This is a genomic window from Chryseobacterium tagetis, assembly GCF_016735585.2.
In the GTDB taxonomy this organism is placed as follows: domain Bacteria; phylum Bacteroidota; class Bacteroidia; order Flavobacteriales; family Weeksellaceae; genus Chryseobacterium; species Chryseobacterium tagetis.
Window position 1 is genome coordinate 147960 of record NZ_JAERSE020000006.1, and the last position, 25759, is coordinate 173718.

The 25759-nt window shown below is 38.2% G+C and carries 7 protein-coding genes; all 7 read left to right on the forward strand.

Annotated elements, in window-relative coordinates:
• The first annotated feature begins 34 nt into the window (after positions 1–34).
• A complete protein-coding gene (locus JI747_RS19510; protein ID WP_225690534.1) occupies positions 35–3058 on the forward strand; it encodes a reprolysin-like metallopeptidase in 3024 nt (1007 codons plus the stop codon).
• Between the two features lie 190 nt (positions 3059–3248).
• Positions 3249–3980, forward strand: a complete 732-nt coding sequence (locus JI747_RS19515) for a hypothetical protein (RefSeq protein ID WP_225690535.1) — start codon at positions 3249–3251, stop codon at positions 3978–3980.
• A gap of 18 nt (positions 3981–3998) precedes the next feature.
• A complete protein-coding gene (locus tag JI747_RS19520; RefSeq protein ID WP_225690536.1) occupies positions 3999–5735 on the forward strand; it encodes a T9SS type A sorting domain-containing protein in 1737 nt (578 codons plus the stop codon).
• Between the two features lie 432 nt (positions 5736–6167).
• Positions 6168–10781, forward strand: a complete 4614-nt coding sequence (locus JI747_RS19525) for a fibronectin type III domain-containing protein (protein ID WP_225690537.1) — start codon at positions 6168–6170, stop codon at positions 10779–10781.
• Between the two features lie 410 nt (positions 10782–11191).
• Positions 11192–15745 carry a GEVED domain-containing protein gene (locus JI747_RS19530; RefSeq protein ID WP_225690538.1) on the forward strand — a complete coding sequence of 1518 codons (4554 nt, stop codon included), beginning with the start codon at positions 11192–11194 and terminating at the stop codon, positions 15743–15745.
• A gap of 488 nt (positions 15746–16233) precedes the next feature.
• Positions 16234–20730: a GEVED domain-containing protein gene (locus tag JI747_RS19535; RefSeq protein WP_225690539.1), complete on the forward strand. Its 4497-nt coding sequence runs from the start codon at positions 16234–16236 to the stop codon at positions 20728–20730.
• A 362-nt stretch (positions 20731–21092) separates the two neighbouring features.
• Positions 21093–25613: a GEVED domain-containing protein gene (locus JI747_RS19540; protein ID WP_225690540.1), complete on the forward strand. Its 4521-nt coding sequence runs from the start codon at positions 21093–21095 to the stop codon at positions 25611–25613.
• The last annotated feature ends 146 nt before the right edge of the window (positions 25614–25759 follow it).

Consider the following 25759-nt stretch of genomic DNA (forward strand, 5'->3'; position numbering starts at 1 on the left):
TTTGAGGATTAAATAATTATTAAGATTTGTTTATATGAAAAAAATAATTACATCCTTGTTTGTGACATTGTTGGTCGGTACGGCAACCGCCCAATGGTCACCATCCAGCGGATTAAATGGTGTCTCCGGGAATCCGAAGAGAGGAGGATTTGCTACTGCAGATGCAGCCTCATTGAGAAGCTACTATAAGCTGGATATTAGTCAAATCCGTGAACAGCTAAAGAATGCTGTGGAAATGGGAGAGAACGCTAAACCAGTTGTAGTGTCTGTTCCGACATTGGATGGGAAAGTTCAAAAATTTAATGTTTATAGCTTTCCTGTTGTGGTTAAAGAGCTTGCCGATCAATATCAATTAGGCTCTTATATTGGGACAGCGGTTGATGATCCAACGCAACAGATTCGATTTTCTGTGGCTCCAAATGATTTCCAGTCTATGCTCTTTAGGAACGGAAATTATGAATTTGTAGAACCTGTAGATAAGTCAACAGGATTATATGCGGTACATCCGAAAACCCAAAGAACAGGAGATAAACCTTTTGTTTGTAGTACAGCAGAAAGTCCTAGTGCTGTGCAAGAAGTACAGGGATTATATAATAATGCAAATACATTTACTCATCAGCCAGGCACATTCAATAAAAGTTCGGATAAAAAATACCGTACGATGAGATTGGTAATGTCAGTTACGGGAGAATATACAGCTTATTTTGGAGGTACTGTTGCAGGAGCTTTAACAGCAATTAATGCTACAATGACAAGAGTAAATGGGGTTTTTGAAAAAGATTTTGCTTTACATCTTATTCTTCAGAGCTATCCTGGAGTTATTTATTTAGATGCTGCTACTGATCCATATTCAGCTGCAGCTACGGGTGCAGGAGGTGCTTGGAACGGTGAGCTTATGAATACATTACATAATAATGTAGGAGATGCTAATTTTGATATTGGACACTTGTTTGGAGCTTCTGGAGGAGGAGGTAATGCAGGATGTATTGGTTGTGTGTGTAATAATACACTAGCGACTGGTGGAAGTGCATTTACGGCTTATAAAGGTTCTGGATATACTTCTCCTGCAGATGGAATACCTCAAGGAGATAATTTTGATATTGATTACGTAGCTCATGAAATGGGACACCAGCTAGGTGCAAATCATACATTCTCTCATGGTATTGAAGGAACAGGTGTAAATATGGAACCAGGTTCGGGTTCTACTATTATGGGGTATGCAGGAATTACTGGTACTAATACAGATGTGCAGGCGCATTCTGATGCTTATTTTCATAAAGCGAGTGTCGGGCAAGTACAAACCAATTTAAGTTTGTCTACTAAAACATGTGATACTGAAACATCTGTTGCGAATAATCCTCCTACGATAGCCTCATTACCAAGTTATACAATTCCTAATAAAACGGCTTTTGTATTAACGGCTAGTGCTACTGATCCTGAGAATGATCCAATGACATATACATGGGAAGAAATTGACAGTGGATCTACATCTGCTCAAACAATTAACAAAACAAATTTAGGAACTACTACGTATGGTGCGTCATTTAGGTCTTTCACTCCAACGACAAGTCCCACAAGGTATTTTCCTAAATTTTCATCAGTACTTGCAGGCGCTTTAGATAATTCTTTAAATACATGGGAGTCTACATCTCAGGTTGCCAGAAATTCAAATTTTGCGGTTACGGTGAGAGATAATAATACAAATGCAGCTCAGCAACAAACCAATTTTGCCACTCAGGCTATTACTGTAGGGGCTGATGGTCCTTTCCAAATTACTTCCGGGTATTTATTTAGTAACTTTTCTACGACTTTAACTTGGGATGTTGTGAATACTTCTGCTGCACCATATAATGTAGCTAATGTAAAAATAGATTATTCTACAGATAATGGAGTGAACTGGACAGTGCTGGCAGCATCTGTACCTAATAATGGTGCAGCAACTATAGCGGCTTTGCCTGCATCTCTAAACGGACAACTTATAGTGGTACGTATTTCTGCGATTGGAAATGTTTTCTATGCATTGAAAAAAATTACAGTAAGTACACAAGCGAGTTGTGGTTCCGCCCCTGTCGGATTAGTTGCGTCTGGTCTTACAAGTGTAGGTGGTACTGTTTCTTGGGCTCCGGTAAATGGGGCGAGTTCTTATTCTTTACAGTATAGACTGGCATCTGCATCGACGTGGACTACAGTATCGGTAACTGGTAACACATATACATTGAGTAATTTAACAAGTTGTTCATCATATCAAGCGCAAGTTGCAGCTATTTGTTCTGGTGTAACTGGTCCTTATACTACTCCTATTACATTCTCAACGGTTTGTACAAATTATTGTACAGATACAAGTACTAATGCAACGCTAGATTATGTATCCAATGTAACATTAGGGACTGTAAATAATACAACTGGAGCATCAATGTATTCGGATTTTACAGTGAATTCTGCATTGCAGCCTACCTTGTTAACAAACAGTTCCAACTCGATAAGTGTATCTGTTACGACTCCTACTGCAACAGGAAGTACAAGTGCAATGTCAGTTTGGATAGATTTCAATAAAAATGGAACATTTGAAGCAAGTGAAAAAGTTCTTAATAAAACTGCTGTATTAGCGGCGGTTGGAACAGTAGTTACTACAGGAACATTCACAGTTCCATCAACAGCAATTACAAATTCTCCATTGAGAATGAGAGTAGTTACAGTAGTTGCGACTGCGGGAAGTGCAGGAGCAAATCTACCTGAATCTTATGCATGTGGAAGTTTCACTTACGGAGAAGTAGAGGACTATAATGTTATCGTACAAAGTAGCTTAGGAACAAGAGATGTTGAGAATCCTAACAATGGTATTCAGATCTATCCAAACCCGGCAACAGATTTCTTAAACGTAACTAAAGTTTCAGACAAAGCAACTTATAAAATTTATAATGCTGCAGGGCAATTAGTAAGTAATGGAAATATTAATAGCGGAAAAATCAATGTTTCTACGCTAATAAAAGGTGCTTATGTGATTGCTATTGATGATAAAGGAAACGATTTGTTTAAATCTAAGTTTATTAAGAAATAGTAAATCTTTTAAATTATATTTATAAGCCTCATGTTATCATGAGGCTTTTTATTTGAAAAAATTGCTTGGTTTAAATCTAAATAAAATTATAGAATATCAATTTTTTTGGATTGAGAAAATCTGAATTTTTATCTCACAATATGTTGATGTTTTAACTATATTTAATGCTCAAAATTTTAAATTAATAACTATGAAAAAAATCGCATTATTTGCGGCATTTGCCCTATTTACAAATTCTTTATTTTCTCAACAATGGAATGGGAATTCAAATACGACTGATGATATCTCAAGAGAGGGAGATGTTTCATTAGGCTCAGGATATTATACTATAAATTCGTCAAAACTTACGGTAAATGGAAACTTTAGAGTAGTGTCTGGGAAAATTATGTTTGGTAATAAACTTGCACCTATGGGTAATGCAGGTTTCTTCGACATTCAACAATTAGGTGATAATTTATATATGAGACCAGCTAATGGTAATTTTCCTAATCTTAGTGATCCACCTAATCTTGGAGATTATGCTTTTGTAATGAATAATCCTACAGGGAAAATTGGAATGGGAACTGAGAATGTAAATTGTAGTACATGTAATGATTATAGGCTTTTTGTAAGAGAAGGTATAAAAACAGAGAAAATAAAAGTAGATATTGCAGCTAGTAATGGTTGGGCAGATTATGTTTTCAAAAAAGATTATAAGTTGATGCCATTAAAAGAAGTAGAACATTTTATTAATAATAATGGTCACCTTCCTGAAGTTCCTACTACAGAAGAAGCAATAAAAAATGGTATAGAGCTTAAAGAAATGAATATTCTTTTGTTAAAGAAAATAGAAGAACTTACTCTATATTCCATACAACAACAGAAAAATATTGAAGAACAGAATAAGCGCATGGAGATACTTGAAAAAAAGCTTAATAAATAATTTTAAAATATTTTATTTATGAAAAAGTTTTTTCTGACCATATTTTTGTGCTTGTTCTTTTTAGGATATGCACAAGGAGAGAATGATAATTGGTATTTTGGATTATATGCCGCAGCGAATTTTTCAAATCCTACAAATCCAATAGCTCTTACTGATAATGCAAGTCAATGGTCTGATGCAAGCGTAAGTGATGAGAATGGTAATCTTTTATTTTATACCGATGGGAAGAGTATTTGGAATCGTGAACATCAAGTGATGCAAAACGGACATATTAATAGTGCATTAGGAAGTTCAGTTTCCTATTTACACGATGATGCAATAGCGAAAGATCCATTTAATCCCAATAAATATTATATTTTTTCAACAATTACCTATTATTCTAATGGCTCTTCTGGAAGTATTACTCTTACAGGAGGGTTTTGTAGCTATACCGTTGTAGATATGTCGTTAGGAAGTATAAGTACGACTAATGGCTTACCATTAGGGGATGTTGTATCTGGAAGTAATTCACTTCCGGTATTGGATGCCAATGGAAATGCTTTTTTTTCAAATCAGGTGAATGTTGTAAAGCATGCGGATGATTCATCTTTATGGGTACTTATCCCCAATCAGAATCAGATGTATTCCTATAAAATAGATAACCTAGGGTTTTCGAATATTCCCGTAATAAGTAGCTTACCAAGTTTTAATTTTTCAACTAATGGCTTTAGTCAATATTCATTAAATTCATCGCCAGTAATAAATGGAAATAGTAATTTTTCCAATTTTATTTTTCTTAGTTTGCTAGGAATTAACCCTGGAGCCTCTAAAGTTATGTCCTTTGATAATAATACAGGAAAAATAACGAATGATTATTTATTGGATATAACTTACAATCCTGGAATTTCAATAGCAAATGAATTTAATAAAGATGCTACTGTTCTGTACATTGGTGGGGCAAATCAAACTGTGTATGGTGTAGATTTAATTAATACCAGTACAATTAATTATTATTCGGTGCCTATTAATTATCCTGTAGGAACGTCAAATATCTATGGACCTATTTCAATGAGGAGGATTAAGAATGGGGATATTTATTTTACATCTCAATCCACTCTATATTATTTAGGGATAATTAGGAATGCTGATGTTTTTAATAATGCATCCGCTATTTATGATTATCTCTATACACAGGGTAGAACTGTTAATACGGTAGTTCCTCTTCCTAAAATTGTGTTAGCGTCATCAAACAATTGTGTCCAGGATTATACTTTGTCTTCACAAGAGACATATGCTGCTCACACTTATCATGCATCCAATACAATTACGACCAATACAAATTATAGTATAAATGCAAGTCAGGATATAAAAATGAAAGCGGGTCATAGTATTTTGTTAAGTCCGAATACAACTATAAACGGTCAATTTCTTGTCAATATAGAAAATTGTACTGTAGGCTCTCCTGTGTCAAAATTTTTAAGGAATTCTGTATTGTCTCAAAAGCCAGTCAGACTTTCATTGGATTTAAGAACAAAAGATAAAGTAGAAGAAAATAATATCCAAATCTATCCGAACCCGGCAATAGATTTCTTGAACGTAACTAAAGTTTCTGATAAAGCGACTTATAAAATTTATAACGCTGCAGGACAATTAGTAAGCAACGGAAATATTAATGGTGGAAGAATCAATGTTTCAGCATTAGTAAAAGGTGTTTATGTGATTGCTATTGAAGATAAAGGAGATGATTTGTTCAAATCTAAGTTTATCAAAAAATAGTAAATTTTCTAAATTATATTTATAAGCCTCATGTTTTCATGAGGCTTTTTTTGTTTGAAAATCGAATAGTATGTAAGTTTTACTGTTGATAGGTATTTAAAGTTTATTATATGATATAACAGGTTTAGGTTTATTTTTTTAATGGTATTGATAAAAAAAAGAAAGTTTTAATAGGTCGATTGTAAAAAATGATTAGATTTGTATTAATAATACCAATACAAGTGAAATATTATGGAATTAAACTCTACTTTACATTATGCTCAATAATAAATTTTTAGATTAAATAAAGGAATCAACCTGATTCATTAATATCTAATAGAGCAATCTTTAGCTGGTTTTCTACGAAATAATAACGCTCTTTTTAAAGAGGAGCTTTTAAAAGTAGACCTATTGGCAATGTTAACACTTACTTTAACACTCATTTATTATACTATGAAAAAACTTCTACTCATGTGCCAATTGTTGTTTGGCTCATTTTTGATGGCCCAGGTCGCCTACACCCAAGACTGGACGGCCTCAGGACTTAATAACTGGACCACAAGCGGGTCGGTTTTTTCCAATAATACGACTGCAAATCAGATCTGTGGAACCACCGGAGGAACCATAAGAGGAGAAAGGTATTATGGGAATGCTGGGCAGTTTACTTCCCCTAACCTTACAGGAAATAACACGGGGCAAGTAACAATGTCTTTTGATTATAAAGTAACCGACTATTATGCGGGAACTACTGCTACACCTTCTGCTAATATAGGAAATATAAAGGTAGAATATGCTACAAGTACTTCTGGACCGTGGATAACGGCTTATACGATTAATTCTGCCAATCATGTAGCTGCTAATACATGTACTACAAAAACAATTACTTTTGTACCTTCTGCAGGAAATTTATATGTGAGATTTAATGCTACTTCTGATATCAATTCAGATGTATATTATTATTTTGATAATGTATCTATTTCTCAATCTGCACCACCAACTTGTGCTGCACCATCTGCAATAACATTAGGTACCGTTACCGCTGCTACCGCTGCTGTATCTTGGACGGCGCCGACGCCAGCACCGGCAAATGGATATGATGTGTATTATAATTCTACAGGAATACCTCCAACTTCTAGTACAGTGCTTAATGCAAGTAATTCTGTATCAAGTACTACTACATCTGCTACGATTTCAGGATTGTCACCAATAACAACTTATTATGTGTGGGTAAGAGCGAAATGTAGTGCTACAGATCAAAGTTATTGGATTCCAATGGCTTTACCATTTACAACCCCTTGTGTTTCAATTTCTACTTTTCCTTGGTCAGAAAATTTTGATTCAATGACAAGTATTGGAGCGGGTGTACTGCCAAATTGTTGGGCTACTAATGGAGGAGGGCCTTTATTTACGACTCAAGATGCTTCTTCTCAAGGATATAATGACCCAAAATCTACTCCTAATTATGTAACTGTTTATTATCCTACGACAGCGTCTTATTTATGGACACCGAGTTTTCATTTAACGGCAAATCAGTCTTATGATTTCTCTTTCTTTTGGGTAGGAGACGGATACTCTGGTTGGCAAGGAGATGTATTGGTAAATACTTTACAATCTTCTACAGGAGCTACTAATTTGAATACTTTTGTTACTTCTTCACAAACCACAAATGGAGGTTCAAATAGTACCAACTACACGAAAGTTAAAGTTACATTTGTACCTACTACCACAGGAGAATACAATTTTGGAGTTAAAGCTTATGCTGCAACATGGGATCCGTATTATCTAGGATTTGATGATTTTAATGTAATGCCGACTCCTACATGCGTAGAGCCTGCAGGAATGGCCGTGAGTGGAATTGTTTCGAACACCGCTACAATCAGTTGGACGGCTCCTAATCCTGTGCCTGCAAATGGATATGAATATTATATTTCTACAACCAATACGTCACCTACAGCGGCTACAGGGCCTGTAACCGGAACTTCATTTAGTTTACCAAGTACTTTAATCCCAAACACAACGTATTATTGGTGGGTAAGAGCAATTTGTTCTTCCACAAGCTCAAGTATTTGGATTCAAGGACCAACGTTTACAACTACACAGGTTCCTGCTACATTACCTTACTCTCAACCGTTTACAAGTAACGATTTTGGATTTGTAAATGGTTCTCAGACCAATAAATGGTATTATGGAGCTACAGCAGGTAATCCTGCCAACTCAATATATATATCTAATGATAATGGAGTGACAAATGCTTATGATGTATATTCTACAAGTGTGGTTCATGCATATAGAGATTTTGCTATTCCTACAGGAACAACATCGGCTTCACCAGCTATTCTGACTTTTGATTGGAGAGCAGTAGGAGAAGGAACAACACCATATTTATATGATTATATCAGTGTATGGATGGTCCCTTCGTCATATATGCCAACTGTAGGGAATTCAATTACAGCCGGAACAAATAGAGTATTGTTAGGTCAATTAAATCAGAATGGAACTTGGCAGAATTTTATTAATACCAACGTCGACTTATCAGGTTATGCGGGAGGGGTAATGCGTTTGGTATTTGAATGGAAAAATGATTCTTATGGAGGGACTTCTCCGGCGGGAGCAATAGATAATATTAATTTATTGATTCCGACTTGTAAAGTTCCAACAACTTTAGCTGTAACAGGAATTGTGTCCAATGGAGCGACTATCAGTTGGGCAGCTCCAACACCTGTGCCTGCTGGTGGATATGTATACTATGTTTCTACATCAAATGTGCCGCCTAGTTCTAGTACTCCGGGAGTACCTACTACAGCGACGACTGTTAACTTAGCGCCTGGTTTAGTACCAAATACAACCTATTACTGGTGGGTAAAAGCAGTTTGTTCTTCTTCAGACTCCAGTATTTGGATTCCGGGACCAAGCTTTATGACTACGCAGATTCCGGCAACACTTCCTTATCTTCAGGATTTCTCCGGCAGTAATGATTTCGGGTTATTAAATAGTGGACAGCCTAATGTATGGTTCCATGGATCTGCAACCGGAAATACCGGAAAATCAATTTATATTACGAATGATGGAGGAACTACAAATGCATATACAGATAATGCAACAAGTATAGTACATGCGTACAGAGATATTCAGATTCCTGCAGGAACCAGTCTTGCTACCTTCTCTTTTGACTGGAAGGCAGATGGAGAAAGTTATTATGACTATTTAAAAGTGTGGTTGGTACCATCCAACTTCTTGCCTACACCGGGAACTCAGATTACTGCAACGACAGGAACACCTGGAGCACCGGGAAGAATTCAGATAGGGCAGTATAATTTAAATGGATCGACTTGGAGCTCTTATTCTAATGCGAACTTAAATCTTACCAATTATGCAGGAAGTGTAATGCGTTTGGTATTCGAATGGACAAATGATAGCTCAGGAGGAACTCAGCCACCGGTTGCTATTGATAATATCATATTAAGAGTTTGTAGTACGGCTACTCCGGTAGTTACTGTGGTACCAGCGTCTATCACTCATAACTCAGCTACGATTACCTGGCCGCAGGATACTGGGGGAGCATCTTATAAAGTAAGATACCGTCCAGTAGGTACTGGCCAATGGTTGCCAACTGCAGGTCCAATTGATGTAGCGGCATTAACAGGAACAGCAACAACACAGACATTGACCTTAAACCCGCCAACTTACCCTTTAACACCGGCAACGTTGTATGAAGTAGAAGTAGCGGCAGTGTGTAATACCGTAAATGTAGGAACGTATTCCCATAATGAATTTACTACGAAATGTGATCCGACTCCGCCGAATGTAACGTTCACTAATATCACGGCAACATCAGCTGTTGTGAACTGGTCGCCATTGGTAGCAAGTGCAACCTATCAATTGCAGTGGAAAAAAGTAGGAGACCCTACATGGATTGGACCAATTGATTTACCAAACCCTCCGTCAAATACTTTCTCACTTCCTTCAGCAGGATATACTTTAACACCATATACCCAATATGAAGTTCAGGTAAGAAGTACGTGTGTAGGTTCAACTACAGCTAACCCATGGTCAAGCTTATCAAGATTTACCACTGAGAGAACATGTGATATTGCTCCGCCAGGATTAACGATTCTAGAATTGAAGCCAACCAGTGCTAAAATTCAGTGGGATCCTTATGTAGGACCAGATGCAACCGGTAAATATATCTTGAGATATAGAAAAGTAGGTATTCCGGGATGGACTAATGTTCAGGTAAATTCAAATATCTATACCCTTACCGATTTAACTGAATTGACTAAATATGAAATGCAGGTAGCGAATGTTTGTAGTGGTACTCCGGGTAACTATACTTTATCGTATTACTTTACAACGCCTACAGTGATCTATTGCCAGATGGGAGCTAATAATACATCAGGAGAGTACATCTCTAAAGTAACAGTAGTACCTAATGGAAAACCACAAATGGTTAATGCTTCCGTAGCCTCAACATATACTGATTATACAGCTGTTATACCTGCTCAGATCGAACTGATTCAAGGATCAACGAATAACCAGTTAACGATTGATAAAGTGGTAACAGGAGATGCAGGAGTTGTGGCATGGATTGACTTTAACAGAAACGGAGAATTTGATATCAATGAAAGAATCTTAGTATCCGGACCGAACAGTGCGGCAACCGCAACCACAACATTCAGTGTACCGTCAGATGCTTTTGTAAGCAACGCCGACTATATGTATGTAGTAATGCGAGTAGCCTTGATGAAAGGAGGAATTCCTGTAAACTGTACCAACTTCGACAGTGGAGAAGTAGAGGACTACACCGTGAGAATCACTAAGAAATCAACAGACAGTTTGTTGAATCAAAATGATATCCTGATTTACCCTAACCCGGTAAGCACGGTATTAAATGTTAAGAATATCAGCAAGCGAGCGAACTATAAGATCTATAGTGCAGCCGGTCAGTTGATCTCAAGTGGTATCATCTTAAACAACAAAGTAGATGTTCACGCATTGATCAATGGAATGTATGTGATCGATATTCAGGATGGATCAACTTCTGTACAGAAGAAGTTCATCAAGGAATAATAATCATAACAATTGATTACTTTTAAAATAGAATCAGCTCTCAGAAATGAGAGCTGATTTTTTTTAATTTTAATATGCTCAGGCCTTATAAAATATAAAAATTTTAAATATTTTTTTTAATATTCATATTTATGTGGTTGATTTATAATTAGGTGTTTTGTATTGTTTTTCAAAAATAAGTGATTTTTAATGGTCTTTCTTTTGATAAAATTGTTAATTTAGCATTTAACATAAAATTTAATAGCCTATGACGAAAACTTCTACATTCTTAACACATTTTTAGTGTTACAAATTATTCACTACCCTATATGACGATGAAATATGATCTTTATTTATTTCATCACAATAGGTGATTGCATTTAAAAAATGCGAACAAATCAATTTAATACTTAATTTAAAATCCTATAACTATGAAGAAAATCTACTTATTCTTTTTAGCGCTTCTGCTATCAATCCAAAATTTTGCACAGCAATATCAGGTCGCCGGTACCTGTACAATGACTTTAGGAACGAACACCTATGGGCCTATGTACAGTACAGCAACATCTGCAGCAACAAGTCGGGTTGCTGTAATTTATCCTGCCTCGCAGCTTACTGGTGTATCTGGTCAGGCTTTAACGGGTATTTATTTTAAAAAGATAACAACCGGTGACATGACCGGAACTCCTAATCTTAAAGTCTATTTAAAAGAAACATCAAGTCTGGATTTTGGGACTGCTGCGATTGACTGGACTACTACTGCTACGGGAGCCACTTTGGTGTATGATTCTAATCCCGTTGCTGCATCTGTAGGCGCTGCGGGATGGAAACAATTTATATTTTCAAATAACTTCACGTATTCAGGAGCACAGAATCTTATGGTTCTGATGGAATATACGAATACGGGTAATACAGTCAATACAACTTGGGAATATGAATATACTTCACCTTGTGTGGTAACTACAAATAGTAATACCACCAAGTATATTAATAATACAACTGGAACGCTTGGAACATCTCTAAGCAGTGCGAATTACAGAAGACCATTTATATCGTTTTCTCATACTTCTGCGGCTGCTTGTACAGGTGCGGTAACTGCAGGTACGCCAACAGCTACTGTTTCTAGTGCCTGTGCTAATGTTCCTTTTAATCTGGCGCTTACAGGAGCTACGGCAGGGACAGGAATTACCTATCAGTGGCAAAGTTCACCTGCAGGAGCAAATACTTTTACCAATATAGCAGGGGCCACATCTATCTCTTATTCGGTTGCCAACCAAACGGCAGCTACAGATTACCGATGTGTTGTGACCTGTACTAACGGAGGAAGTACACAAAACTCCAGCATAGTTGCTGTAGGGCAGAATTCAGGAATGGCTTGTCTAAATTATTGTGCGGCAGTAAGCTCTGGGGGAACAGGTACATTGATTAATAAAGTACAGTTTGGTTCTATTAACAATGACTCTTCCACTTCTCAGCCTACGGCTTCTCCTTATTATACTTACTATCCTGCTGCTACGACTACCGTAACCATGGGATCGACTCAGAATTTAAGTGTAACAATTGGTCCTTCTGGTACTTATAGTGGTGCTATTACTTCAGTTTGGATAGACTGGAATCAGGATGGGACACTAAGTTCTACAGAACATTTTTATGTGGGACCAGGTAGTGGTTCTGCTGGGATTCCTTCAGGAACGACAGTGACAATACCTGTTAATATTCCGGTAACAGCTGTACCTGGAATTACCCGTATGCGTATCCGAACCAGAGGAAATGCTAATCAAAACCTTCCTACGGATGCTTGTACCAACTTCGGATCTGGTGAAACAGAAGATTATAACATTACAGTTGTTGCAGGTACTCCTTGTACAGGTACTCCGGTTACGGGTACAGCAACAGCTACAAGTACCAGTGCTTGTGTAGGTGCGCCATTTGATCTTACGCTTACAGGTTATACAATTGGTGGAGGTATTACTTACCAATGGTATAGTAGCCCGGCTGGTGCGGGTACCTTTACTGCAATTGCAGGTGCTACATCGCCTATTTATACAGTAGCTAGCCAAACAGTAGCTACCGATTACCGTTGTGTGGTTACCTGTACCAATACAAGTCAGAGTGCTACTTCTAATACCGTTTCTGTAGGGCAGAATCTTCCTATACAGTGTTATTGTACACCAACAGCAGGAGGTACTTCGACTACTTATTATATAAACAGTATCGTTACAACCGGGGCTTGGTCAAATATTAATTATGCGGCATCATCTTATAATGCTTATGTAAATTCTAATATGGCTGCGTTGACGTCTCCTGGGAATAACGTAAATGTTAGTTTAGCTGCTTCGGTGCCAACAAGTACTTATTTTTATAGAGTATGGGTAGACTGGAATAAAGATGGAGTTTTTTCTGATCCGGGAGAATTGGTTCTTTCAAATACTACTTTTGCATCTACATTATCGGGAACAATTCCGGTGCCTGCAGGAACTACATTGGGAGATTACAGAGTAAGATGTTCAATTTCTTGGACAGGAACGGTTACTCCTTGTGGTCCGGCTCCGTATGGAAATTATGTAGACTTTACATTAGCAGTTGTAGCGCCACCTACTTGTTATCCACCTACAGGATTAGCGGTCTCTGGAATTACAGGAAATTCAGCAACCATAAGTTGGGTAGCTCCAACACCTGTGCCTGCTGGTGGATATGTATACTATATTTCTACTTCAAATGTACCTCCTAGTACTGGTGGAATACCTACTACAGCGACTTCTGTAAGTTTGCCTACTACTTTACTGCCCAATACTACTTATTATTGGTGGGTACAGGCGGTTTGTTCACCTACGGACAGTAGTTATATTATCCAAGGACCAACCTTTATGACGACACAGATTCCGGCGGTACTTCCTTATATTCAGAATTTTGAAGCAACGAATGATTTAGGACTCTTGAATGGAACCCAGACTAATAAATGGTTCCATGGTTCTGCAACCGGAAATACCGGAAAATCAATCTATATTTCTAATGATAATGGAGTAACGAATGCCTATACGATTACCTCAACAAGTGTAGTACAGGCATACAGAGATATTCAGATTCCTTTAGGGACCACTTTAGCGAGTTTCTCTTTTGACTGGAAAGCGGATGGACAGACTACGGTAGATTATTTAAGAGTATGGTTGGTTCCGTCAACATTTATGCCTACACCGGGAACTCAAATCACCGCAACGACTGGAACACCGGGAGCGCCGGGAAGAGTTCAGGTAGGACAGTATAACTTAAACGGAACGACTTGGAATGCTTATTCTAACCCAAGTTTGAACCTGACCAATTATGCTGGAAGTGTGATGCGTTTGGTATTTGAGTGGGTAAATAATGCAGCGACAGGAACTCAGCCTCCTGCTGCAGTTGATAATATTTTACTAAGAGTTTGTAGTACGGCTACTCCAGTGGTTACAGTAACTCCAGCTTCTATTACGCACAACTCAGCTACGATTACCTGGCCACAAGATCCAGGAGGAGCTTCTTATAAATTAAGATACAGGCCGGTTGGCTCTACACAATGGCTACCTTCAACAGTAGGTCAAGATGTAGCGGCAACATTAAATCCTAATCAGAATGTTCCGATTTCGGGATTGAATCCTGCAACATTATACGAAGTAGAAGTTGCAGCAGTTTGTAATACCGTAAATGTTGGAGCGTATTCACATAATGAATTTACTACGAAATGTGATCCGACACCTCCAAATGTGACATTTACTAATATTACATCTACATCAGCAATTATTAACTGGTCACCACTTGCAGTAAGTGCAACCTATGAAATGCAATGGAGAAAAGTTGGAGGAATATGGTCTCAATTAATAGCTTTGCCAAATCCGCCTTCAAGTACTTATTTACTTCCGAATTTAGAACCATATACCCAATATGAAGTTCAGGTAAGAAGCACATGTGTAAATTCTACAACACCTAACCCTTGGTCAAGTTTATCAAGATTCACGACTGAGAGAACATGTGATATTGCTCCGCCAGGATTAACGATTCTGGAATTGAAGCCAACCAGTGCTAAAGTTCAGTGGGATCCTTATGTTGGTCCAGATGCAACCGGGAAATATATTTTAAGATACAGAAAAGTAGGCATTCCGGGATGGACTAATGTTCAGGTAAATTCAAATATCTACACCCTTACCGATTTAACTGAGTTGACGAAATATGAAATGGAGGTTGCAAATGTTTGTAGTGGTACTCCGGGTAACTTTACCTTACCATATTATTTCACGACTCCAACAGTGATCTATTGTCAGATGGGAGCATTAAATCCATCCGGAGAATATATCTCTAAAGTAACAGTAGTACCTAATGGAAAACCACAAATGGTTAATACCTCCGTAGCATCCACATATACTGATTACACGGGTGTTTTACCTGCTCAAATTGAACTGATTCAAGGATCAACGAATAACCAGTTAACGATTGATAAAGTGGTAACAGGAGATGCGGGAGTTGTTGCTTGGATTGACTTTAACAGAAACGGAGAATTTGATATCAATGAAAGAATCTTAGTATCCGGACCAAACAGTGCCGCGACAGCAACTACAACATTCAGTGTACCATCAGATGCTTTTGTAAGCAATGCAGATTATATGTATGTCGTGATGAGAGTAGCCTTGATGAAAGGAGGAATTCCGGTAAACTGTACCAACTTCGACAGTGGAGAAGTGGAAGATTACACGGTAAGAATCACTAAGAAATCATCAAGCAGTTTATTGAATCAGACAGATATCTTAATTTACCCTAACCCGGTAAGCACGGTATTGAACGTTAAGAATATCAGCAAGAGAGCGAACTATAAGATTTATAGTGCAGCAGGACAGTTGATATCGAGCGGAATCATCTTAAACAACAAAGTAGATGTTCACGCATTGATCAATGGAATGTATGTGATCGATATTCAGGATGGTTCAACTTCCGTACAGAAGAAATTCATCAAGGAATAATAATCATATTAATTCATTTAATTACCTTTTAAATAGAATCAGCTCTCAGAAATGAGAGCTGATTTTTTATAAGTATTTCGATAAGGAAAAATAGGTGAAAAATTATAAAACATTTTCAACTCGTAGGATCTCTTAAATTTTATAAAATATGAATGATATTGTATGTATCTACTTGAAGGTATTTATTTTCTGGGGGTGTAGAGGTTTTTAAATTCACACAAGTGTGGGTTTTTGTATTATTTGTAACCATAATCAATGATTTCATTAAATTAAATCAAAATAAGTAACTATTAATTGTATTTATAATGAAAATATGATTAGATTTGTGTAAATATTAAAAAATTAACAATATGAAATAAATAACTACTCTTTACTTATTGCAGATTCATCTGCAAACAAAATACATTCAAAAAGCTTTGAATGTATGATATGAAAAACATATCATGTCTTTCGATAACTATTATCATTATTAAATTTTTTTTTAAATTATGAGCGTATTTTTACATTGTAAAACCAAAAAACTCTTGAAGGAGTTGATGGTAGTATTTTGTATGCTTTTCGGGTTGTTTGCTCAGGGGCAAACAGGTTCGATCGGTACAGGTACTGCGACATCTTCTTATCTTCCTGTTTACTCTTGTTATGGATATAATTATTCACAACAATTGTATACAGCTGCAGAACTTACTACAGCTATTGGAACGACCAATACGGTAATAACTAAGGTACGATTCTATGTATCAGCTACAGCAGCAACTCAGGCCAACTATAATCAATGGACGGTATATCTTGGTAATACTACCAAAACAACTTTTGCTTCTACCACAGACTGGGTTCCTTTATCTCAAATGTCTCAGGTTTATTCTGGAACATTAGGAACTATGACAACAGGGAATTGGGTAGAACTTTCCTTGAGCACCCCATTTGTATGGGATGGAACAAGTAATCTGGTGATTGCAGTTGACGAAAATGCCCCTGGCTATTCTTGTACAGCTACTTGGGGAGCATATACATCAGGAGCAAATACCGGGATTTATCAGTATAGTGATACTGTAAATGCTGACCCTGCTTCACCGCCAACGGCAAGTAGCAGAACGGCATCTATTCCTAGGTTGCAGCTTGTAAGCGAGGCTCCTTCCGGATGTATGTTTCCTAATCAGTTAGCTACAGGAATTATTACCAGCAACAGTGGTCAGGTTACCTGGACAGCGCCAACGCCTGTACCAGCTAACGGTTATGACGTTTATTATAATACCACAGGAGTAGCACCTACTTCTTCGACTGTATTAAATGCAACTAACTCTGTGCAGAGTACAACTACCTCAGTGACGATTCCTGGGTTAGCAGCTAATACAACATATTATGTATGGGCAAGAGCTAAATGTAGTTCTACTCAGCAAAGTATTTGGGTGGGGCCTGTTTCTTTCTACACAGGCTATTGTGTGCCGACAGGAGGAACAAGTTCAACAACCTATTATTTGAATAAAATCCTGACAACAGGAGGATGGACTAACTTGAATTATACAGCATCATCTTATGCAGCGTATGTTAATAATTCAACAAATACCATTAGTACCTCACCGGGAAGTGCGATCAGTGTTAGTTTAGCGGCAGCGGGATCTGGTAGTTATTACTATTATGTTTGGGTAGACTGGAATAATGATATGGATTTCAATGATGCGGGAGAGACTATTCTAGCTACTACTTCTTATGCAGCTACGGGATCAACAACGATTAACGTTCCGGCAGCGCAGGCTTATGGAAATTACAGAGTAAGATTTGCTGTGTCATACAGTGGAGCCCTTACGTCTTGCGGTACTGCTCCTTATGGAAATTACGTAGATTATACTATAGCAGTTGGAGCCCCACCTACATGTATGCCTCCTGCAGCATTAACTTTGACATCGGCAACAACATCTTCAGCTACTATTGGCTGGACGGCTTCTACGAGTAATCCTGCTTTAGGATACGAAATTTATTATAATACAACAGGTATTGCGCCTGGATCTACAACTACACCTCAGATTACCAATGTAACAGGTACATCGGCTACAATTCCGGGGTTGGCAATTAATACGACTTATTATATATGGGTACGGGCAAAATGTACTACTTCAGATCAAAGTCCTTGGTCTGGGCCAATTACGGTATTTACCAATTATTGTGCTCCAACAGGAGGTAGTAGCTCAACAACTTACTACCTAAATAATGTTACCACCACAGGAGGATGGACGAATCTTGGGTATACGGCAACATCTTATACGGCGTATGTTAACTCTAATATGTCTTTCCTAAGTTCACCGGGAAGTAGTGTTGTGATGAATTTAGCAACTTCTGGAGGTTCTACATATTATTATTATGCATGGATTGACTGGAATAATGATATGGACTTTAATGATCCGGGAGAAACTATTTTGGCAACAACTTCTTATGCAGCTACCGGAACAGCAACGATTAATATACCAGCTGGTCAGGCACTAGGAAATTATAGAGTAAGAACTTCTTCCTCTTATATCGGAGCAGTTACGCCTTGCGGACCTGGACCTTATGGAAATTATGTAGACTTTACGCTAGCAGTTGTAGCGCCACCTACTTGTTTGCCACCAACAGGTCTTGCGGTAGCAGGTTTAACAGGAAATGGAGCAACTATCAGTTGGGCGACACCAACAACTCCACCGGCAAACGGATATGCATATTACGTTTCTACAACTCCTGTGCAACCGGCAACACCAACGGGAACAACAACAGCGACATCTGTCAATTTGGCACCTACTTTACTTCCTAATACTACTTATTATTGGTGGGTAAAAGCAATTTGCTCTCCTACGGATAATAGTTATGTAGCCCAAGGTCCAACCTTTATGACGACACAGATTCCAGCGGTGCTTCCTTATATTCAGAATTTTGAAGCAGCGAATGATCTGGGATTATTAAATGGAACACAGACTAATAAATGGTTCTATGGCTCTGCAACAGGAAATACCGGAAAATCAATTTATATTACGAATGATAGCGGAACAACGAATGCCTATACAATTACTTCAGCAAGTGTAGTACAAGCGTACAGAGATATTCAGATTCCTGCAGGAACCAGTCTTGCTACCTTCTCTTTTGACTGGAAAGCAAATGGCGAAAGTTCTTATGATTATGTAAGAGTATGGTTGGTTCCGGCAAACTTTATGCCTACACCAGGCGTTCAGATTGCAGCGGCTACAGGTAGAGTACAGATAGGACAGTATAACTTAAACGGAACGACTTGGAGTTCATATTCCAATGCGAACTTAAACCTTACCAGTTATGCAGGAAGTGTAATGCGTTTGGTATTCGAATGGAGAAATGATACTTCAGGAGGAACTCAGCCACCGGCTGCTATTGACAATATTGTACTAAGAGTTTGTAGCACCGCTACACCGGTAGTAACAGTAACACCGGCTGCTATTATGCACAATTCAGCTACCATTACCTGGCCACAGGATATAGGAGGAGCTTCTTATAAAGTAAGATACCGTCCAGTAGGTACAACTCAATGGTTGCCAACTGCAGGACCTATTGATGTAGCAGCAATAACAGGAACAACACAGACGCTTACTCTAAATCCACCAACTTACCCTCTAACACCGGCAACGTTGTATGAAGTAGAAGTAGCGGCAGTGTGTAATACCGTAAATGTAGGAACGTATTCACATAATGAATTTACTACGAAATGTGATCCAACACCACCAAATGTGACATTCACTAATATTACATCTACATCAGCTGTTGTGAACTGGTCGCCATTGGTAGCAAGTGCAACCTATCAACTGCAGTGGAGAAAAGTAGGAGATCCAACATGGATTGGACCAATTAATTTACCAAATCCACCGACAAATACTTTCTCACTTCCTTCAACAGGATATACATTAACACCGTATACCCAATATGAAGTTCAGGTAAGAAGTACGTGTGTAAATTCTACAACACCTAACCCATGGTCAAGCTTATCAAGATTTACCACTGAGAGAACATGTGAGATTCCGCCACCGGGATTAACGATTCTGGAATTGAAGCCAACCAGTGCTAAAGTTCAGTGGGATCCTTATGTAGGACCAGATGCAACCGGTAAATATATCTTGAGATACAGAAAAGTAGGCATTCCGGGATGGACTAATGTTCAGGTAAATTCAAATATCTATACCCTTACCGGTTTAACTGAGTTGACTAAATATGAAATGGAGGTAGCTAACATCTGTAGTGGTACTCCAGGTAACTATACCTTACCATATTATTTCACGACTCCAACGGTAATCTATTGCCAGATGGGAGCTAATAATACATCCGGAGAGTACATCTCTAAAGTAACGGTAGTTCCTAACGGAAAACCACAGATGATTAATGCTTCCGTAGCCTCAATATATACTGATTATACAGCTGTTATACCTGCTCAGATCGAATTGATTCAGGGATCAACGAATAACCAGTTAACGATTGATAAAGTAGTAACTGGAGATGCGGGAGTTGTAGCATGGATTGACTTTGACAGAAACGGAGAATTTGATATCAATGAAAGAATCTTAGTATCCGGACCAAACAGTGCCGCAACAGCAACTACCACATTCAGTGTACCGTCAGATGCTTTTGTAAGCAATGCAGATTATATGTATGTAGTAATGCGAGTAGCTTTGATGAAAGGAGGAATTCCTGTAAACTGTACCAACTTCGACAGTGGAGAAGTAGAAGATTACGCTATTAGAATTTCTAAGAAAGCTACAAACAGTTTGTTGAATCAGAACGATATCTTAATTTACCCTAACCCGGTAAGTACGGTATTAAATGTTAAGAATATCAGCAAGAGAGCGAACTATAAGATCTATAGTTCAGCAGGACAATTGATCTCAAGCGGAATCATCTTAAACAATAAAGTAGATGTTCACGCATTGATCAATGGAGTTTATATGATCGATATTCAGGATGGTTCAACTTCCGTACAGAAGAAATTCATCAAGGAATAATAATCATATTAATTGATTTAATTATCTTTTAAATAGAATCAGCTCTCATTTCTGAGAGCTGATTTTTTTTATATCTAAAGGGTGTTTTTCTTACTCTCTAATTTTAAGGGGATATTTTCTATTATACTTGCATAATTTAATTTTCAATAGTGTTTTTCTAAAAAAATAAATGATTAGATAGCTTAGTTGTAAAAAATGACTAAATTCGCGTCGTTTTAAATATTATATACTATGGAGTGAAAATTATCTTTTATACACAGTTTACCTGTGTACAACATGTATTTAGAAAAGTTTTTGAATACATAAAAATATATTGGTCTTTCGGCCGTTATTATTATCATTATTAAATTTTTTTTAAAATTATGAGTGTATTTTTACATTACAAAACCAAAAACCTCTTGAGGGAGCTGGTAGTAGTGTTCTGTATGCTTTTCGGATTGTTTGCAAAAGGGCAAACAGGATCGATCGGTACAGGTACTGCAACATCCAGCAACCTTCCTGTTTACTCTTGTTATGGATATAATTATTCACAACAATTGTATACAGCTGCAGAGCTTACTACAGCTATTGGAACGACCAATACGGTAATAACCAAGGTACGATTCTATGTATCAGCTACAGCAGCAACCCAGTCCAACTATAATCAATGGACGGTATATCTTGGTAATACTACCAAAACAACTTTTGCTTCTACCACAGACTGGGTTCCTTTATCCCAAATGTCTCAGGTTTATTCCGGAACATTAGGAAATATGACCGCAGGGAATTGGGTAGAACTTTCCCTGAGTACCCCATTTGTATGGGACGGGACAAGTAATCTTGTGATTGCAATTGACGAAAATGCACCGGGCTATTCTTGTACAGCTACTTGGGGTGCGTACACTTCAGGAGCAAATACCGGGATTTATCAGTATAGTGATACTGTAAATGCTGACCCTGCTTCACCGCCAACGGCAAGTAGCAGAACGGCATCTATTCCTAGGTTGCAGCTTGTAAGCGAGGCTCCTTCTGGATGTATGTTTCCTAATCAGTTAGCTACAGGAGTTATTAGTAGTAACAGTGGACAGGTTACCTGGACAGCGCCAACGCCTGTACCAGCTAACGGTTATGACGTTTATTATAATACCACAGGAGTAGCACCTACTTCTTCGACCGTATTAAATGCAACTAACTCCGTACAAAGTACTACAACCTCAGCAACGATTCCTGGGTTGGCAGCTAATACAACATATTATGTATGGGTAAGAGCAAAATGTAGTTCGACTCAACAAAGTATTTGGGTAGGACCGGTTTCTTTCTACACAGGCTATTGTGTGCCGACAGGAGGAACAAGTTCAACATCCAATTATTTAACTAAGATCTTGACAACAGGAGGATGGACGAACTTGAATTATACAGCATCATCTTATGCAGCATATGTTAATAATTCAACAAATACCATCAGTGCTTCACCAGGAAGTGCGATCAGTGTTAATTTAGGAGCTGGAACTTCTACTTATTACTATTATGTATGGGTAGACTGGAATAATGATATGGATTTCAATGATGCGGGAGAGACTATTCTAGCTACTACTTCTTATGCAGCTACGGGATCAACAACGATTAACGTTCCGGCAGCGCAGGCTTATGGAAATTACAGAGTAAGATTTGCTACATCAGGATCTGGCGCAATTACATCTTGTGGTACTGCTCCTTATGGAAATTACGTAGATTATACTATAGCAGTTGGAGCCCCACCTACATGTATGCCACCTACGGCTTTAGTTCTAAATTCTGCTACAACAGCTTCAGCTACTATTAGCTGGACAGCTTCTGTAACTAACCCTGCTTTAGGATACGAAATTTATTATAATACTACGGGAGTAGCACCTACTTCTTCAACAGTATTGAATGCTACTAACTCTGTACAAAGTACAACTACATCGGCGACGGTTCCGGGGTTAGCAGCGAATACGACTTATTATATATGGGTACGTGCAAAATGTAGTACCTCTGATCAAAGCCCTTGGTCTGGACCGGTTTCTGTATATACAGGATATTGTGTGCCTACACCTCCAACGAGTACAACTACCACTTATTATTTAAATAAGGTAACTACTACAGGAGGATGGACTAACTTGAATTATGCAGCTACTTCTTATAGCCCGTATGTTATCACGAATTCATCAATTAATAGCTCACCGGGATTCGCGGTGAATATGAATCTAGGAATTAGTTCTTCTACAGGATATTTCTATGTTTGGGTAGACTGGAATAATGATATGGATTTCAATGATCCGGGAGAAACAATTTTGGCAACAACTTCTTATTCTGCAACAGGAACAGCAACCATTAATATTCCGGCAGGGCAGGCATTAGGTAACTATAGAGTAAGATGTGCAACTTCATACAGTGGTGCAATTACACCTTGTTCATCTGCTACTTACGGGACATATGCAGACTTTACCCTTATTGTAGGAGCTCCGCCAACATGTTTACCACCAACAGGTATGGCAGTAAACGGAGTAACAGGAAATTCAGCAACAATTAGCTGGGCAGCAGTAACACCTGCACCAGCAAACGGATATGCATTCTATCTTTCTACATCACCTACACCACCAGCTTTTGGGGCACCAGCTACAGGAACTTCAACAACTAACTCTGCGGATTTAACGCCTTATGGTCTACAACCAAGTACTACTTATTATTGGTGGGTAAGAGCGGTTTGTTCTTCTACAGATAACAGTTATTGGTCACAAGGTCCAAGCTTTATGACGACACAGATTCCGGCAGCACTTCCTTATCTTCAGAATTTTGAAGCTACGAATGATTTAGGATTACTGAACGGAACACAGACTAATAAATGGTTCTATGGTTCTGCAACAGGAAATACAGGGAAATCTATCTATATTTCTAATGATAGCGGAACAACGAATGCCTATACAATTACTTCAACAAGTGTAGTACAGGCGTACAGAGATATTCAGATTCCTGCAGGAACCAGTCTTGCTACCTTCTCTTTTGACTGGAAAGCAAATGGAGAAAGTTCTTATGACTATTTAAGAGTATGGTTGGTTCCGGCAAGCTTTATGCCTACACCGGGAACTCAGACCACTGCAGCAACCGGAACACCGGGAGCACCTGGAAGAATTCAGGTAGGACAGTATAACTTAAGCGGAACAACTTGGAGTTCATATTCTAATCCGAACTTAAACCTTACTAATTATGCAGGAGGTGTAATGCGTTTGGTATTCGAATGGATAAACGATGGCTCAGGAGGAACTCAACCACCGGTTGCTATTGACAACATTGTACTAAGAGTTTGTAGTACCGCTACTCCTGTAGTAACAGTAACTCCAGCTTCTATTACGCACAACTCGGCTACGATTACATGGCCTCAGGATATAGGGGGAGCTTCTTATAAAGTAAGATACCGTCCAGTAGGTACTGGCCAATGGTTGCCAACAACAGGTCCTATTGATGTAGCGGCAGTAACAGGAACAACACAGACGTTTACTTTAAACCCACCAACGTATCCGTTAACTCCTGCAACATTGTATGAAGTAGAAGTAGCGGCAGTGTGTAACACTGTAAATGTAGGAACGTATTCACACAATGAATTTACGACTAAGTGTGACCCTACACCGCCGAATGTAACGTTCACAAATATCACATCTACTTCAGCTGTTGTGAACTGGTCACCACTGGTAGCAAGTGCAACATACCAAATGCAGTGGAGAAAAGTTGGAGATATAGCGTGGTCATCTACGATCAATTTGCCTAATCCGCCAACAAGTACTTATTTACTTTCAGGATTAACAGCATATACTCAATATGAAGTTCAGGTAAGAAGTACTTGTATAAACTCTACTACACCTAACCCTTGGTCAAGCTTATCAAGATTTACGACTGAGAGAACATGTGATATTGCTCCGCCAGGATTAACTATTCTGGAATTGAAGCCAACTAGTGCTAAAGTTCAGTGGGATCCTTATGTAGGACCAGATGCAACCGGGAAATATATTTTAAGATACAGAAAAGTAGGGATTCCGGGATGGACTAATGTTCAGGTAAATAACAATATCTATACCCTTACCGGTTTAACTGAGTTGACGAAATATGAAATGGAGGTAGCGAATATTTGTAGTGGTACTCCGGGTAACTTTACCTTACCATATTATTTCACGACTCCAACAGTGATCTATTGCCAGATGGGAGCTAATAATACATCCGGAGAGTACATCTCTAAAGTAACAGTAGTACCTAATGGAAAACCACAAATGGTTAATGCTTCCGTAGCCTCAACATATACTGATTATACAGCTGTTATACCTGCTCAGATCGAACTGATTCAGGGATCAACGAATAACCAGTTAACGATTGATAAAGTGGTAACAGGAGATGCAGGAGTTGTTGCTTGGATTGACTTTAACAGAAACGGAGAATTTGATATCAATGAAAGAATCTTAGTATCCGGACCAAACAGTGCAGCGACAGCAACTACAACATTCAGTGTACCGTCAGATGCTTTTGTTAGCAATGCAGATTATATGTATGTAGTAATGCGAGTAGCTTTGATGAAAGGAGGAATTCCTGTAAACTGTACCAACTTCGACAGTGGAGAAGTAGAGGATTACACGGTAAGAATCACTAAGAAATCATCAAGCAGTTTATTGAATCAGACAGACATCTTGATTTACCCTAACCCGGTAAGTACCGTATTAAATGTTAAGAATATCAGCAAGAGAGCCAACTATAAGATCTATAGTGCAGCTGGTCAGTTGATCTCAAGCGGAATCATCTTAAACAACAAAGTAGATGTTCACGCATTGATCAATGGAGTTTATATGATCGATATTCAGGATGGCTCAACTTCCGTACAGAAGAAGTTCATCAAGGAATAATAATCATATTAATTGATTTAATTATCTTTTAAAATAGAATCAGCTCTCAGAAATGAGAGCTGATTTTTTATATAATAAAGACATCAGAATCTTCTCAGAGTAAAGAATGCCCGGAATATTCCGGTGTCTGGTTTTAAGAAATAAAA

What these genes read in the sequence shown, in the direction of transcription:
- JI747_RS19535 (WP_225690539.1), top strand. Translation starts at nt 16,234, where the DNA reads ATGAGCGTATTTTTACATTGTAAAACCAAAAAACTCTTGAAGGAGTTG.
- JI747_RS19520 (WP_225690536.1), top strand. Translation starts at nt 3,999, where the DNA reads ATGAAAAAGTTTTTTCTGACCATATTTTTGTGCTTGTTCTTTTTAGGA.
- JI747_RS19540 (WP_225690540.1), top strand. Translation starts at nt 21,093, where the DNA reads ATGAGTGTATTTTTACATTACAAAACCAAAAACCTCTTGAGGGAGCTG.
- JI747_RS19525 (WP_225690537.1), top strand. Translation starts at nt 6,168, where the DNA reads ATGAAAAAACTTCTACTCATGTGCCAATTGTTGTTTGGCTCATTTTTG.
- JI747_RS19530 (WP_225690538.1), top strand. Translation starts at nt 11,192, where the DNA reads ATGAAGAAAATCTACTTATTCTTTTTAGCGCTTCTGCTATCAATCCAA.
- JI747_RS19515 (WP_225690535.1), top strand. Translation starts at nt 3,249, where the DNA reads ATGAAAAAAATCGCATTATTTGCGGCATTTGCCCTATTTACAAATTCT.
- JI747_RS19510 (WP_225690534.1), top strand. Translation starts at nt 35, where the DNA reads ATGAAAAAAATAATTACATCCTTGTTTGTGACATTGTTGGTCGGTACG.